This is a genomic window from Micromonospora sp. NPDC000089 (assembly GCF_042899365.1).
In the GTDB taxonomy this organism is placed as follows: Bacteria; Actinomycetota; Actinomycetes; order Mycobacteriales; family Micromonosporaceae; genus Micromonospora.
Genome location: NZ_JBIAZT010000004.1, coordinates 95,168 through 109,756 on the forward strand (window position 1 = coordinate 95,168; position 14,589 = coordinate 109,756).

Consider the following 14,589-nt stretch of genomic DNA (forward strand, 5'->3'; position numbering starts at 1 on the left):
TTTCTCGTCGTCACCCGGCCGGGGACGGGCGATCCGGCCCGAGTTCTCGTCGTCACCCGGCCGGGGACGGGCGATCCGGCCCGAGTTCTCGTCGTCACCCGGCCGGGGACGGGCGATCCGGCCCGAGTTCTCGTCGTCGCCGGGCCGGGCCGGCGCGGCGGCCCGGGCGACCGCGGGCGGTCCGGCCACCGCGGCGACGCCGGCGGGCGCGCCGCCGCGCGGTCCGTCCGGAGCCTGCGGCCCGGTGCGCCGCGGGTCGTCGGGCGGCACGGGCCGGGCGGCGCCGGCCGGGCGGGCGGCACCCCGGGCCGGGCCGGGCGCACCGGGCCGCCCCGGGGACGTAGCGACATCGGAGTGCGGGCGGGCGCCGCCACCGTCCCGAAGTGGACCGTTCCCCGCCGCGTCGGTGGCCGAACCGCCGGGTCGTGCGCCGTCGCGTCCCGCGTCGGGGCGTGGCCCGGCATCGGGCCGGCGGGCGTCCGATCCCGGGCCCTCCCGCCGGAGCCCGTCCGGCAGGGGCGTTCCGGGGCGGGCGGCTCCTCGGGCCGGGCCGGTCGCGCCGGGCCGGGGCCCGTCCGTCCGCGGGCCGGCCGTCGCCGCACCCGCTCGCGACGCGGGCGGCTCCGCGCCGGGCCGGGGCGCCGGCGGATCGCCGGCCGCTCGCGGCGCGGGCGGTTCGCCGACCGGGCGCGGCGTCGGCGGCTCGGCGCCCGGACGGGCCCGACCGGTGGGCGCGCTTCCCCTGCTCCTGGCCGGTCCGTCCGCAGCCGGCGGTACGGCGGCGGCGCCGGCCCGCGACGCGGGCCGGTCGATGGCGGGCAGGGCCGGGTCGGTGTGCGAGGTGCGCCCCGCCTGGCGCAGCCAGTCCGCCGGCCGCTCGGGACGATCGCCCCGGGCCCCCCCACCCGTCTCACTGCGGGCGGCCCGACGACCGGTCGTCTCCTCGCCATCCGGCCGCACGGCAGCCCGGCGACCGGTGCTCACCTCCGCGTCCGGCCGCACGGCAGCCCGCCGGCCGGTGGTCTCCTCGGCGCCTGGCCGCACGGCAGCCCGCCGGCCGGTGGTCTCCTCGCCGTCCGGCCGCACGGCGGCGCGGCGACCGGTCGATTCGTCGTCCCCCGCGGCGAGCGGCCCGCGGCGGCCGGTGCCGTCGGGTCTCCCCGCGCCGGGCGGCGGGACGGTGCCCGGCAGCGGCGGGGCGTTTCCGGTCAGCGGCACCACCGGCTCGTCGGGTTCCGCGGCACGGCGCCGACCGGCGCGCCGATCCGCCGCCCCCGGCCCGGGCCGCCGCAGGTCCCCGGAGGGAGCGTCGAACGCCGGGTCACCGGGGGCTGGGCGGGTACGCCCGGTACGCGGCTGCGGGGAGGCCGGGCGCGGGCCACCGCTCACCGGAGCGGACGGCCCTGGCCGGGGCGCGCCGGCGGTCGGGGCCGGCTGCCCGGGATCCACCGGGAAGCCGCCGCGGGCGGTCGCGGGCCCCGTGGAGCCCGGCGGGAGCGGCTGGCCCGGATCGGCCGGGAAACCACCCCGGGCCGGCCGGGCGGGCCCGCCGCGGAACGCGGGATCGGTCCGATCCGCCGGTGGGCGGGAGGCACCCCGACCCGTCGTCGGGCCGGCCGCTGCGCCGGGAGCCGGCCCGGCGCCACCGGAGACAGGTGCGGCGCCACCGGGCGCCGCTCCCGATCCACCGGGCGCGGGTCGGGCACCGCCCGGGGCCGGCCGGGCACCACCGGAGGCCGGTCGGGCCGCACCGGGCCCCGGTGCGCCGGCAGGCGGAGCGGACCGACCGGCCGCCGGAGCCGGACCGGGGGCGGGCGCGCGGCCCGAGCCGGGAGCGCGGGCGGGACCGGCGCCCGACCCGGGCACGACCGGACCGTCCGGCTGGGACCGCTCGGCGCCGGGCGAACCGGGGCGACCGGTGACGGCGGCGCCCGGCCAGACTCCCTCGCCGGGACGGGGGCGCTGCTCGGGGGCGGCCGGCCAGCCGCCGCGTACCGGTGGGGTGGCCTGACCACCGGCGCCGCCGCGGCCGGGGGTCGGGCCGGTCGGGCGCGGCGCGGGACGGGGCGAAGGTGGGCCGTCGGCGCCGGCCGGGGGCCGGCCGGGCGCCTGGTCGGGGCGGGGGCGTCCGGGCACCGGGGCGTCCGGGCGGGGCAGCGGGCCGGTCGTACGCGGGCCCGGCGGGCGTGCGCCGCCGGGCGGCGTGGCGGGGCCGCGACCACCGGACGGCGGCGTGGGCGCACCGGGCGGCGGCCCGGCCGGGTCGCCGCCGGGACCCAGTTCGCCGCGCTGCTGCTTGGCGGTACGCAGGTCGTCGATCCAGCCGAACTCCTCGCCGGAGGGCTCGGGCGGCGGCTCCTCGGCACGCCCGCGACCCCAGCGGCGGCCCTTGCCACGCGGGTCCCGCCGCTCGTCCGGACCGTCCTGCGGTCGCTCCTCACCACGCGAAGTCACAGCTGACCCTCCCCGACGGCGTCAGCGCCGTCCTCCTGCGCGCCGCCGGCGTTCCCCGCGCCCGACGGGTGGCGGCCGTTCACCACCGACTCCGGCCCGTCGGTGCGCGACGGGGCGGACGACCCCCGGACGATCCGGCGCAGCACCGGCAGCCGGGCGGCCACCGACCGCTCGGCGCCGTGCCCGCTGGGCCGGTAGTAGTCGGTCCCCACGAGGTCGTCGGGAGCGTACTGCTGGGTGACCACCCCGCGCTGGTCGTCGTGCGGGTAGCGGTAGCCGCGGCCGTGGCCCAGGCCGCGGGCCCCGGCGTAGTGCGCGTCGCGCAGGCCGCGCGGCACCGAGCCGCCCCGACCGGCCCGTACGTCGGCGATGGCGGCGCCGATCGCGGTGGTGGCCGAGTTCGACTTGGGCGCGGTGGCCAGGTGGATGACGGCCTGGGCGAGGTTGAGCTGGGCCTCGGGCAGCCCGACGTACTCCACCGCGTGGGCGGCGGCGGTGGCCACGCCCAACGCCCCGGGATCGGCCATCCCGACGTCCTCGCTCGCGAAGATCACCAGTCGACGGGCGATGAACCGGGCGTCCTCGCCGGCGACCAGCATCCGGGCCAGCCAGTGCAGCGCGGCGTCCACGTCGGAGCCGCGCATGCTCTTGATGAACGCGCTGGTCACGTCGTAGTGGGCGTCGCCGTCACGGTCGTAGCGGACGGCGGCCACGTCGACCGCCTGCTCGGTGGTGGCCAGGTCGATCCGGTTGGCGCCGAGGGCGGTGGCGGTGGCCGCGGCCGCCTCCAGCGCGGTCAGCGCCTTGCGCACGTCGCCGCCGGCCAGGCGGACCAGGTGGTCCTCGGCCTCGGCTTCGAGGGTGAGGGCGCCGCGCAGGCCGCGCTCGTCGGTGACCGCGCGGCGCAGCAGCCCGCGGACGGCCGCCTCGTCCAGCGGCTGGAGGGTGAGCAGCACGCACCGCGACAGCAGCGGGGAGATCACCGAGAAGTACGGGTTCTCGGTGGTGGCCGCGAGCAGCGTGACCGTGCGGTCCTCCACCGCGGCGAGCAGGGAATCCTGCTGGGTCTTGCTGAACCGGTGCACCTCGTCGATGAAGAGCACGGTCTGCGGCCCGCCGGAGCGCCGCTGGCGGCGGGCGGTGTCGATCACCGCCCGGACGTCCTTGACCCCGGCGGAGAGCGCCGACATGGCCACGAACCGGCGGTCGGTGGCACGGGCCACCAGGTGCGCGATGGTGGTCTTGCCGCTGCCCGGTGGCCCCCAGAGGATCACCGACAGGGCGGCGCCGCCGCCGACCAGCTGGCGCAGCGGCGCGCCGGGCGCCAGCAGATGCTCCTGACCGATCAGCTCGTCGATGCTGGCCGGGCGCATCCGGACCGGCAGCGGGGCGTCCGCGCCGACGGCGGTGAAGCCGTCCACCGCGGGTGAACCCGCGGGAGCGCTGGGCGCTCCGGCAGGTTCACCGAAGGTGAAGAGGGCGTCGGACTCCATCGGGAAGACAGTACCGGGCCCGGCCGACGACGCCGGAATCGCGCCGCGGGCCGGGCCGGCCTGATCGGTTGCGGTCAGCCGCGGCCGGGACGACGGCCCCGGTACCAACGGCCGCCGCCGCCACCGCGCGGGCCGCTGCCGACCCCGGCGAGGTAGAGCGAGAGCAGCAGGAAGCCGATCAGCATCAGCGTCGAGGTGCTGAACAGATCGGGGGCGCCGAGGTTCGTGTTCATGAAGTCGAGCAGCAGCGCGAAGCCGAAGACGATGGCGGCGAGAATGGCGAGCATCCGTGTCCTCCGGTGGGGGTTCCCAGTAGGTCGGCGCCTGATGTACCCAATCGGTCTGTTCGTCAATCTCCATCCTCGACCGGCCGGGGCCGGCGGATTCCGGCCGCCCTTCTCGTACGCTGAACGCGTGATCACTGTCGACCAGGAGCTGGTGGGCCGGGACGCCCTGCTCGCCGCCGTCGACCACCACCCGTACGCCCGGTTCGCCCTCGCCCACGGTTCGCGGGCACGCGGCTGGCGCCGGGACGGGGCGGTCTGCTGGCTGCTGCCGATGGACTGGGGGCTCACGGCCGACTCCCTCGGGCCGGCCGGTCCGGCGCTGGACCTGCTGGCCGCGGTGGTGGCCGACGGGACGTTGCGGGCCGGCCAGTACGTCCGGCTGCCGCGGCTGCCCCGCGCGGAGGTGGCCGACCGGCTACCGGTGGCCCGGCTGGACGAGTGGGACTTCCTCTGGAGCGCCGCCCCGCCGCCCCCGCAGTCCGGCCAGGACCGGGTGGTACGCCTCACCGAGGCCGACCACCCGGCGCTGGCCGAGCTGATCGACCGGGCCTTCCCGAGCACCACGTCCCGGCCCGGCGACCCGAAGATCGTCGACTGGTACGGCATCCGGGACGGCGACCGGCTGGTCGCCTGCGGCGCGGACCGCAGCCGGGGTGGCGTCGGTTACCTCGCCGGCCTGACCGTGGCGCCCGAGCGCCGAGGGCGCGGGCTGGGCGCGGCGCTGACCGCCGGAATGACCCGGGCCCTGGCCGCCCGGCACGACGTGGTGGCGCTCGGGGTGTACACGGCGAACGTCGGCGCGATCCGGTTGTACCGCCGGCTCGGCTACACCGGCACCGAGCCGCGCACCTCCGTCGTGCTGGGCTGAGCCCGGCCGGCCCGCCAGGCCGGCAGGTAGAGCGGCGCGGCCACCGCCAGCGCTCCCGCGCCGACCAGCATCGCGGTGCTGACGCTGGTGGCGTCCGCCAAGGCGGTGAGCGCCACCATGCCGATCGCCCCGCCGGGCTGGGACATCATCGAGTTCAGCGACAGCACGCTGGTCCGGTACGGCCCGTCGACCTGACGGTGCAGCAGCCCCATGTGCAGCGGGTTCGACGCGCCGTGCACGGTGTAGCAGGCCAGGTAGGCGACGAGCACCCCGACCGGCCCGGCGAGCAGGCCCATCCCGACCACCGTGAGGCCCTGGAGGATGCGCAGCAGGGCGGCGGCGGGCGCCGCCCTGAGCCGGCGCAGCAGCAGGGGGGTCAGCGCGGCGCCCGCCGCGTTGGCCAGCCAGGCCGCCGAGGCGGCCGGGCCGAGCAGGGCGGCCGCCCGGTCGGTGTCGCCGACCACCTCGGCCAGCCGGACCGGCAGCAGCGACTCGAAGGTGACCATGCCGAAGCCCCAGAACAGCTCGACGGTGACCAGGGCGAGCAGCACCCGGGAGCGGCGCAGTAGACCCAGGGCCTGCCCGACCATCCGGGGCGCCTCGACCATCGAGGCGCGCAGCGTTCCCGCGCCTCCGGCCGGTCGGGTCTCCCGCAGCAGGACCAGCAGCGCCCCCAGGGACACCGCCTGGAGCACGATCGCGACCAGGACCGGTCCGGTCAGCGCGGAGACCGGGCCGAACGGGCCGAGCGCGATCAGTCCGCCGCTGAGCAGCGCGCCCGCGCCCATGGCGACGCCGCTCGCGGTGCCGGCCCAGCCGAGGCCCCGCTCGTACTCGGCGTCCGGGTCGGCGGCCAGGGTGGCGTCGACGTACCAGGACTCCAGGGGGCCGCTGTCCAGCGCCCGGTAGACGCCCTGCAACGCCCATACCAGGAAGAACAGCCAGAAGGTGTCGGCCACCGCGAACAGCGCCAGGGAGACCAGGCTGACCAGCCAGGCAACCAGCAGCACCGGCTTGCGGCCGAGGGCGTCGGCGAAGCCGCCGGTGGGCAGCTCCAGCGCCAGCACCACCAGGCCCTGCGCGGTGGCGACCAGGCCGATCTGGGCCAGCGACAGGCCACGCTCCTGCATCAGCAGGATCATCACCGGGACCATCAGGCCGCTGGGCAGCCAGCGCAGGCCGTAGAGGGTTAGATAGCGGAACCGGACCCGACGTACGGACAGCGCGCTCACGGCTGCTCCTCGACGGGCGGCGGGACGGGGGCCAGCGGGAAGGCGGCGAGATAGAGCTGCACCATCTCGCCGTCGGGATCGTCCGGGTCGGTCTCGTCCCGGTGCCGCTCGAAGAGCGCGAAGACCTCCGCCTTGATCGCCTCCAGGCGGGCGGCCGGGATCCGTAGGAAGAAGTCGCCCAGGCCGAACGCGTCGCGCCACGCGGCGGACCACTCGTCGCGGCGGGCGGCCCACTGCTCGGCGTGGTGGGTGAAGTAGCGGACGACGTCCGCCTCGATCCACTCGATGGCGGCGCGGGCGTCCGGATCGTCGTCGTAGTCGCTGGCCTCCCAGCTGGTGACGTCGTGCGCGGCCCGCCAGAACCGCTGCCGCCCGGTGCCCAGGTCCAGGTCCTCGATCACCAGGCCGACCTCGGCGAGCTGGCGCAGGTGGTAGCTGGTCGCGCCGGTGTTGGTGCCGAGCAGCTCGGCCAGCCGGGTGGCGGTGGCCGGCCCGTTCACCCGCAGCGCGCCGACCAGGCGCATCCGCAGCGGATGGGCGAGCACGCGCACCTGCCGGTGGTCCAGCCGCACCCGGCGGGACGCGGACCGGGACTGTTCGCTCTCCATGCATGCATGATATCTATGCACACTTTCTGTGCACAATAGTTGTGCACAGAAAGTGTGTGTCGGGAGAGAGGGGATGGTCGGGCCGTCAGGCGGAGAGCAGTTCGGTGACGCCGCGCAAACGGGTGCTGAGCAGGCCGGCGGCGCGGGTGGAGTCGAGGCGTACCTCGGTGGGGCGGACCAGGCCGAGCGCGGCGCCGGCGGTGGTCTTCAACCCGGCCGGGTCGAGCCCCTCGCGCCGGGCCACCAGCAGGCCCAGCTCGGCCCGGCTGACCGCGTCCGGGCCGACCACGTTGAGCACCCCGGCGTACGACACATCGACCAGCTCGAGGACCGCGTCGGCCAGGTCGGTCACATCGATCGGGCAGCGCAGCTCGTCGGTGAAGAGGGTGCCCCGGCCGGCGAGCGCGTCCCGGCAGAGCTGGATCTGCTTGCTGCCCTCCCCCACGATCAGCGAGGTACGCACCAGCACGGCCGACGGGTCGATCGCCCGCACCGCCGTCTCCGCCGCCGCCTTCGCCGCCCCGTAGAAGTGGATCGGGCTGGGCGGCTCGTCGTCGCCGTAAGGCTCGGGCCGGCCGGCGTGCAGCGCGTCGCTGGACAGGTGCACCAGCCGCGCCCCCACCTCGGCGGCGGCGTACGCGATGGTGGCCGCGCCGTCCGCGGTGACCGCCCAGTCGTCGTTGCAGTAGGGCGTGCCGACCACGGCGTCCGGCCGGACGTCGGCGACCAGCCGGCGCACCGCCTCCCGGTCGGTCACGTCCAGCCGCCGTGCCGCGACGCCGGGCAGGTCCACCGGGCTGCGGTGCCAGGTGCCCACCACCGCCCGTCCGGCGGCCACCGCCCGCCGGCACACCTCACCGCCGAGGAATCCGCCCGCCCCCACCACCAGCAGCGTCATCACGTCCCGCCTTTCCGGATACGACGATCGGGAGGTCCGCGTCATCATGACGCAGACCTCCCGATCATGGTGTCCAGGCGGGCCGGTGACCCGGGCAGGTCCGGGCGTACGCGGTCAGACCGGGTCGGCCACCGGGGCCGCCGGGCCGGCGGTGCCGGTGTGCGGGCCGGCCGGCGGCTTCGGCTTGGCGTCGATGCCCGCCTCGGCGCGCTGCTGGCCGGTGATCGGCGTCGGCGCGCCGGTCAGCGGGTCGAAGCCGCCCCGGGTCTTCGGGAACGCGATCACCTCGCGGATCGAGTCCGCGCCGGCGAGCAGCATGCAGACCCGGTCCCAGCCGAACGCGATGCCACCGTGCGGCGGGGCGCCGTACTTGAACGCCTCCAGCAGGAAGCCGAACTTGTCCTGCGCCTCCTCGGGGGTGATCCCGAGCAGGTCGAAGACCCGCTGCTGCACGTCACCCCGGTGGATACGGATCGAGCCGCCGCCGATCTCGTTGCCGTTGCAGACGATGTCGTACGCGTACGCCAGCGCCCGGTCGGGCGCCTCTTCGAACCGGTCCACCCACTCGGCGTTCGGGGAGGTGAACGGGTGGTGCACCGCCGTCCAGCCGCCCTCGTCCGTGCGTTCGAACATCGGTGCGTCGACCACCCAGCAGAACGCCCAGGCACTCTCGTCGATCAGGTTGGCCCGCTTGGCGATCTCGATCCGGGCCGCGCCGAGCAGCTCCTGCGCCTCCCGGGTGTTCGTGCTGGCCGCGAAGAAGACCGCGTCGCCCGGCTTGGCGCCGACCGCGTCGGCCAACCCGGCCAGGTGCGCCTCGGACAGGTTCTTCGCCACCGGGCCGCGCGCCTCGCCGGTCTCCGCGTCGAGCACCACGTACGCCAGGCCCCGGGCGCCGCGCGCCTTGGCCCAGTCCTGCCAGCCGTCCAGCTCCTTACGGGTCTGGCTCGCGCCGCCCGGCATCACCACCGCACCGACGTACCCGCCCGCGTCGATCGCGCCGGCGAACACCCGGAACGCGGTGCCGCGCAGGTATTCGGTCAGCTCGGTCAGCTCCAGGCCGTAGCGCAGGTCCGGCTTGTCCGAGCCGTACCGGGCCATCGCGTCGTGCCAGGTGATCCGCGGGATCGGCCGGGTGATCTCGTGCCCGGCCAGGTCCTTCCAGAGCGCCGAGACGATCGCCTCGCCGAGGTCGATCACGTCGTCCTCGGTGACGAAGGACATCTCGATGTCGAGCTGGGTGAACTCCGGCTGCCGGTCGGCGCGGAAGTCCTCGTCCCGGTAGCAGCGGGCGATCTGGTAGTACCGCTCCATGCCGCCGACCATCAGCAGCTGCTTGAACAGCTGGGGGGACTGCGGCAGGGCGTACCAGCTGCCCGGCTGGAGCCGGACCGGGACCAGGAAGTCGCGGGCGCCCTCGGGGGTGGAGCGGGTCAGCGTCGGGGTCTCGATCTCCAGGAAGTCGCGCTCGTGCAGCACGCCCCGGGCCAGTTGGCTGGCCCGCGAGCGCAGCCGCAGCGCGTTCGCCGGGCCGCTGCGGCGCAGGTCCAGGTAGCGGTACCGGAGCCGGATGTCGTCGCCGGCCTCGATCTGGTCGTCGACCGGCAGCGGCAGCGGCGCGGCCTCGGAGAGCACCTCCAGCTCGCGGGCGGTCACCTCGACCTCGCCGGTGGGCAGCTCCGGGTTCTCGTTGCCCTCGGGGCGGCGGGTCACCTCGCCGGTGACCTTGACGCAGAACTCGTTGCGCAGCGCGTGCGCGTCCTCCTCGCGGAACACCACCTGGACCACGCCGGAGCCGTCGCGCAGGTCGACGAAGATGACACCGCCGTGGTCGCGCCGGCGGGCCACCCACCCGGCGAGCGTCACCGTGGTGCCGGCGTCCGTCGCGCGCAGGCTGCCGGCGTCATGGGTACGGATCACGACTTGCGTCTCCTCATCTGCGGTACACCTCTGCTCCTCGCATTCTGTCAGGGTGACCCCGGGCGGGCTGGCACCGGGCGCGGATGCGGCGGCCCGGCCGCCCGGCGCGCCGGCCGCAGGGGGCTGCGTACCGTGTGCCGGATGCGTCCCGTACCCCGGTGGGCCCTGGTCTCCGCCGCCCTGGCCCCGATCCTGCTGATCGGCGGTTGGATGCTGGCCGCGGCCCGGCAGCCCGGCGGCTTCGACCAGGTCTCCGGGACGATCAGCGCGCTGGCCGCGCGGGACGCCGCCGACCGGTGGGTGATGACGCTCGCCCTGGCCGGTCTCGGCCTGTGCCACTGCGTGACCGCGGCCGGACTGCGACCGGTGCGGTCGCCGGGCCGGCTGCTGCTGGCTCTGGGCGGGATCGCCACGATCGCGGTGGCGGCCTCTCCGTTGCCGAGCGGGGGCGGCTCGTCGACCGCGCACGGGGTCGCCGCGGCCGTCGCGTTCGGCGCGCTGGCCCTCTGGCCGGCGCTCGCCGGGCCCGCCCGCCGCCCGGCCGGGACCGCCGCGCCGGCTTCCCCGGGTACGACCACCGGCTCCTCCCCCGGCCCGGGCGCGGCGGGCCGGGGGCGCGCCGCCGGTCACGCCCTGGCCGCGCTCCTGCTGATCCTGGTGGGCTGGTTCGTGGTGGAGCTGACCGGCGGCGGTGGGTGGATCGGGCTGACCGAGCGGCTGACCGCCGGCGCGGAGGCGGTCGCGCCGCTGCTGGTGGTGGCCGTGCTCAGTCGGCCGGATCGGCCGGCAGCGGGTGGTTCACCCGCACCGGCCCCTCGGTGAGCGCCCGGGCGCGCTCCTCGACGCTCTGGGCGTCGGGGACGTCGACCAGCAGCCGACGCACGCCGGAAGGCGGGCCACCGGTCGCCCGGTGGCCCGCCCCTGGTCGGTCGATCAGTAGACGCTGACGCCGTAGACGCTCAGCGGCTCGGTGACCGGCTGGAAGAAGGTGGTGCCGCCGGAGGAGCAGTTGCCGCTGCCGCCGGAGGTCAGGCCCAGCGCGGTCGAGCCGGCGAAGAGCGAGCCGCCGCTGTCGCCGCCCTCGGCGCAGACCGTGGTTCGGATCAGGCCGGAGACGGAGCCCTCGGCGTAGTTGACCGTCGCGTTGAGCGCGGTGACGCTGCCGCCGCGCAGGCCCGTGGTGCTGCCGCTGCGCTGGACGGACTGGCCGACGTACGCGTTGCCGGCAGCGGTGATGTCCTGGTAGCTGCCGTTGTAGAGGTAGACGTTGCCGGGCGGCGTGGTGCCGTTGGTGTAGCGCACGATGCCGTAGTCGTTGCCCGGGAAGCTGGTGCCGGCCCGGGTGCCCAGCACGGTGCTCTGGCTGGAGTTGGAGTACCAGGTCGTGCCGAGGTTGGTGCAGTGCCCGGCGGTGAGGAAGTAGTAGGTGCTGCCGCTGCGGACGTTGAAGCCGAGCGAGCAGCGGTAGCCGCCGGTGTAGATGGCCTGGCCGCCGGAGAGCCGCTTGCTGTAGACGCCGGGCTCGCTCTCGACCCGGACGGTGCCGTTCAGCCGGTTGGCCGCGGCCTTGACCCGGGCCAGCTTGGCGCCGGTGACGGTCCGGTCGACGGAGACGACGACCTGGTTGGTGGCCGCGTCGGTCCACCACGCGGTGCCGGGGACCTTCGCCGACCGCTCCAGCTCGGAGGTGGCGGCCCGCAGGGTGGCGGCACCCCGGGTGACGAGCTTCGGGGTGGCGCCGGCGGCGCGCACCTGGCGGGCGGCCGCGGCGTCGGTGACCGCGACGACCATCTTGCCGCTGGCGTCGGCGTACGCGCCGGCGGCCCGGTCGCCGAGGTTGGCGGCGAGACCGGCGGCGGCGTCGGGGGAGGCGGGAGAGGCGGGGGCCGCCTGGGCGGGCGCGCCCAGCAGCGCGCCGGTGACCAGGGTGCCGGCCATGGCGACGGCGGCGACGCGGCGGAGCGAGGACCTCGTGGGTCGCATGCAAGAACCTCCTGCGAGGGAGCGACGGGCGGCGACGGGGGTGACGCGCCCGAGGACAACCCGGCCGACCTGGGGAAACCGTCCGGGTTACTGAAGTATTCACATATTTAAGATCGTGTGCAAGGCATCGCTTTGCCCGACTTCATCCGGCCGCGTCCGGCAACCGGTCCGCAACACGGCGGACACAGCGGGCCACCCCTCAAGGCACGGCGACCGGGGCGGATGCGAACCGTGGCCGCGGATGCCAGACTGCGAGGCGGGCCCGACCGGCCACGGACCGGGCCCGTACGTCGGGGAGGACATCATGGGTGACCAGGTCGAGCCGCAGGCGACGGCGGCGATCGATCCGGCCGTGCCGCCGAGCGGCCCGGGCTGCGCGGACTGCGAATCCGCCGGCGGCTGGTGGTTCCACCTGCGCCGCTGCGCGGCCTGCGGACACGTCGGCTGCTGCGACTCCTCACCGAGCCGGCACGCGACCGCCCACGCCACGGCCAGCGGTCACCCGGTGGTGCAGAGCTTCGAGCCCGGCGAGTCGTGGTTCTGGGACTACGCCACCGAGACGCTGTACGACGACGGGCCGGAGCTGACCGAGCCACGGTCGCGCCCCGCCGACCAGCCCGTCCCCGGCCCCCGCGGTCGGGTGCCGCAGGACTGGCGTACCCGACTGCACTGAGCCGACCGCCGCGGCGGCGAGCCGTCAGGCGACGCGGCGGCGGGCTCCGGGGCCGGGGCGCGGCACCACGTCGCGTGGCTCGGTGACCGGATGACCGGCGGTGCAGCGCAGTTCGGCGTGCACCTCGGCGCCGCAGTCGCGGTGCCCGACGCTCAGCGGCGAGCCGTCCGGGTCGGCCAGGTAGCGGTCGCCCCAGCCGAGCACCGCCACCAGCACCGGCCAGAGGTCGAGCCCCTTGGCGGTGAGCCGGTACTCGTGACGCACCCGGCTGCCGGGCTCCCGGTACGGCTCCCGGCGCAGCACCCCCTGCCCGACCAGCGTGCTCAGCCGGTTGGTGAGCACCTGGCGCGGCACGCCGGTGCGGACCCGCATGTCGTCGAAGCGGCGGACGCCGTTGAACACCTCGCGCAGCACCACCAGCGTCCACCGCTCGCCCAGGATCTCCATCGCGCGGGCGATGGTGCAGTTCTCCACCGACCAGTCCAGCGCCGCGGGTCTCATGACGACCAGGCTAGGTCTGATTGACAGACTCAGCAACGCGCTGCCAGGCTGAGTCCATGACTCAGACGCAGGATCCGACGCGGAGCCGCACCTTCTCCTGGTCCGACCCGGTGGCCGGCGCCGCGCACGTCGGCCGGCGCGGCGGCCTGGAGCTGCTGCGGGCGATGATCGCCGGCGAGCTGGCCGGGCCGCCGATCTTCCACCTGATGGACATGGCCCGGATGGAGGCCGACGAGGGCCGGGTCGCGGTCGAGCTGGTGCCGCAGGAGTTCCACTACAACCCGCTCGGCACCGTCCACGGTGGAGTCATCTCCACCCTGCTGGACACCGCCGCGGCGTGCGCCGTGCACACCACCCTGCCGGCCGGCGTCGGCTACACCTCGCTCGACCTGAACGTGAAGTTCCTCCGCCCGGTCACGGTGGCCAGCGGCACCCTGCGCTGCGAGGGAACCGTCCTGCAACGCGGCCGCCGCACCGCCCTGGCCGAGGCGAAACTGACCGACGCCCAGTCCCGCCTCATCGCCCACGCCACCTCAACCTGCCTCCTCCTCCCCCTCGACCAACCCGCCCGACCCGCAACTCCCGCCTGACCCGCAACTCCGGCGATCTTGCACTTATGGCCCGCGAGATGCGGCTCATGCCCCTTTTGCCGGGGGCAACAAGTGCAAGATCGCCGGGAGCGGGGGCGGGAGGGGGCGGGAGGGGGCGGGTTAGGCGCGGGCGGCGAGGCGGGTTGCGCGGGTTGCGCGCTTCTCCTCGAAGCGGGTGGCGGTGCGGTCCAGGTCGTCGAGGTGGGTGGCGATCTGGTCGCGGGCGACCTCGCCGTCGGCGTCCAGGCCGGTGACGGTGAAGACGTCCCACTGGCGCAGCACCGGGACGACCACCTCGTCGCGGTGCTGCCGCAGGTCGTAGATGCCGGCCAGGGCGATCGCCACCGACTTGCGGGCGAACCCGTCGATGCCGACCCCCGGCATCTGGAAGTCGGCCAGCACGTCGGCGACCGCCCGCATCGCCTGGCTGGGCGCCAGCTCGAACGCCGCGGCCAGCAGGTTCCGGTAGAAGACCATGTGCAGGTTCTCGTCCGCGGCGACCCGGGCCAGCAGCGCCTCGCACGCGGGGTCGCCGGTGGCCCGGCCGGTGTTGCGGTGCGAGATCCGGGTGGCCAGCTCCTGGAACGACACGTACGCCAGCGAGTGCAGCACCTCGTCGCCGTGCACGTTGTGGTAACCGGCGGACATGTGGGTCATCCGGGCCCGCTCCAACGCCACCGGGTCCACCGCCCGGGTCACCGTCAGGTAGTCGCGGATCGCGGTGCCGTGCCGGCCCTCCTCCGCCGTCCACCGGTGCACCCAGGTCCCCCAGGCGCCGTCCCGGCCGAACAGCGTGGCGATCTCATGGTGGTACGAGGGCAGGTTGTCCTCGGTGAGCAGGTTGACGATCAGCGCGGTGCGCGCCACGTCCGGGATCGCCGAGTCGGTCTCCGCCCACGCCTCGCCACCGAGCGGTCCGTCGAAGGTCCGCCCCTGGCTCCACGGCACGTACTCGTGCGGGAACCACTCCTTGGCCATCGACAGGTGGCGGTCCAGGTTGCTGGCCACGACGGGCTCGAGCTCCAGCAGCAGCGCGGTCTGGCTCAGTGCGGTCACGACGATCTCCCTACGGTGGCGTAACT

14 protein-coding genes are annotated in these 14,589 nt (G+C 75.9%); 4 read left to right on the top strand and 10 right to left on the bottom strand.

Annotation, left to right across the window (positions count from 1 at the left end; translation table 11 throughout):
- The 3 genes from ACFY3U_RS09980 to ACFY3U_RS09990 form a co-directional block, all read right to left on the bottom strand.
- The coding region (locus tag ACFY3U_RS09980; protein WP_387197945.1) for a hypothetical protein at nt 1–189 on the bottom strand (189 nt) is incomplete at its 3' end.
- Between the two features lie 2,261 nt (nt 190–2,450).
- Entirely contained in the window at nt 2,451–3,947 is a 1,497-nt protein-coding gene (locus tag ACFY3U_RS09985; RefSeq protein WP_387197948.1) for a replication-associated recombination protein A, read from the bottom strand.
- A 74-nt stretch (nt 3,948–4,021) separates the two neighbouring features.
- Complete coding sequence (locus tag ACFY3U_RS09990; RefSeq protein WP_387197951.1) at nt 4,022–4,234, bottom strand: hypothetical protein; 213 nt, start codon at nt 4,232–4,234, stop codon at nt 4,022–4,024.
- 127 nt (nt 4,235–4,361) lie between these two features.
- Between ACFY3U_RS09990 and ACFY3U_RS09995 the strand changes: the two genes are divergently transcribed.
- Nucleotides 4,362–5,102 (top strand): GNAT family N-acetyltransferase, encoded by a 741-nt coding sequence (locus ACFY3U_RS09995; RefSeq protein WP_387197954.1) that lies wholly within the window; start codon nt 4,362–4,364, stop codon nt 5,100–5,102.
- Here the strand turns inward: ACFY3U_RS09995 and ACFY3U_RS10000 are convergent.
- The 4 genes from ACFY3U_RS10000 to aspS all read right to left on the bottom strand — a co-directional run bounded on the left by ACFY3U_RS10000 (nt 5,060) and on the right by aspS (nt 9,760).
- The gene (locus tag ACFY3U_RS10000) at nt 5,060–6,334 is read right to left on the bottom strand and encodes an MFS transporter (RefSeq protein ID WP_387197957.1); all 1,275 of its coding nucleotides are present in this window, start codon (nt 6,332–6,334) and stop codon (nt 5,060–5,062) included. The two genes, ACFY3U_RS09995 and ACFY3U_RS10000, sit on opposite strands and share 43 nt — an antisense overlap.
- Nucleotides 6,331–6,942 carry a helix-turn-helix domain-containing protein gene (locus ACFY3U_RS10005; RefSeq protein WP_387197959.1) on the bottom strand — a complete coding sequence of 204 codons (612 nt, stop codon included), beginning with the start codon at nt 6,940–6,942 and terminating at the stop codon, nt 6,331–6,333. Before ACFY3U_RS10005 ends, ACFY3U_RS10000 begins: the two co-directional genes overlap by 4 nt.
- Before the next feature lie 85 nt (nt 6,943–7,027).
- Nucleotides 7,028–7,840 carry an SDR family oxidoreductase gene (locus ACFY3U_RS10010; protein WP_387197962.1) on the bottom strand — a complete coding sequence of 271 codons (813 nt, stop codon included), beginning with the start codon at nt 7,838–7,840 and terminating at the stop codon, nt 7,028–7,030.
- Nucleotides 7,841–7,954: 114 nt separating this feature from the next.
- Nucleotides 7,955–9,760 (bottom strand): aspartate--tRNA ligase, encoded by a 1,806-nt coding sequence (gene aspS, locus ACFY3U_RS10015; RefSeq protein ID WP_387197965.1) that lies wholly within the window; start codon nt 9,758–9,760, stop codon nt 7,955–7,957.
- A gap of 141 nt (nt 9,761–9,901) precedes the next feature.
- Between aspS and ACFY3U_RS10020 the strand changes: the two genes are divergently transcribed.
- The gene (locus ACFY3U_RS10020; protein WP_387197968.1) at nt 9,902–10,582 is read left to right on the top strand and encodes a DUF998 domain-containing protein; all 681 of its coding nucleotides are present in this window, start codon (nt 9,902–9,904) and stop codon (nt 10,580–10,582) included.
- Between the two features lie 111 nt (nt 10,583–10,693).
- On the opposite strand, the gene ACFY3U_RS10025 is transcribed toward ACFY3U_RS10020, so the two are convergent.
- On the bottom strand, nt 10,694–11,743 hold the full coding sequence (locus ACFY3U_RS10025) for a S1 family peptidase (protein WP_387197970.1): 1,050 nt from the start codon (nt 11,741–11,743) through the stop codon (nt 10,694–10,696).
- Nucleotides 11,744–12,047: 304 nt separating this feature from the next.
- Between ACFY3U_RS10025 and ACFY3U_RS10030 the strand changes: the two genes are divergently transcribed.
- Nucleotides 12,048–12,416 (top strand): UBP-type zinc finger domain-containing protein, encoded by a 369-nt coding sequence (locus ACFY3U_RS10030; protein WP_387197973.1) that lies wholly within the window; start codon nt 12,048–12,050, stop codon nt 12,414–12,416.
- A 24-nt stretch (nt 12,417–12,440) separates the two neighbouring features.
- Here ACFY3U_RS10030 and ACFY3U_RS10035 read toward each other — a convergent pair whose 3' ends face one another.
- On the bottom strand, nt 12,441–12,917 hold the full coding sequence (locus tag ACFY3U_RS10035) for a winged helix-turn-helix transcriptional regulator (protein ID WP_387197976.1): 477 nt from the start codon (nt 12,915–12,917) through the stop codon (nt 12,441–12,443).
- A gap of 56 nt (nt 12,918–12,973) precedes the next feature.
- On the opposite strand from ACFY3U_RS10035, the gene ACFY3U_RS10040 reads away from it, so the two are divergent.
- Complete coding sequence (locus tag ACFY3U_RS10040) at nt 12,974–13,507, top strand: PaaI family thioesterase (protein WP_387197979.1); 534 nt, start codon at nt 12,974–12,976, stop codon at nt 13,505–13,507.
- Nucleotides 13,508–13,627: 120 nt separating this feature from the next.
- Here ACFY3U_RS10040 and ACFY3U_RS10045 read toward each other — a convergent pair whose 3' ends face one another.
- Nucleotides 13,628–14,563, bottom strand: a complete 936-nt coding sequence (locus ACFY3U_RS10045) for an acyl-ACP desaturase (protein WP_387197982.1) — start codon at nt 14,561–14,563, stop codon at nt 13,628–13,630.
- Nucleotides 14,564–14,589 lie beyond the last annotated feature (26 nt).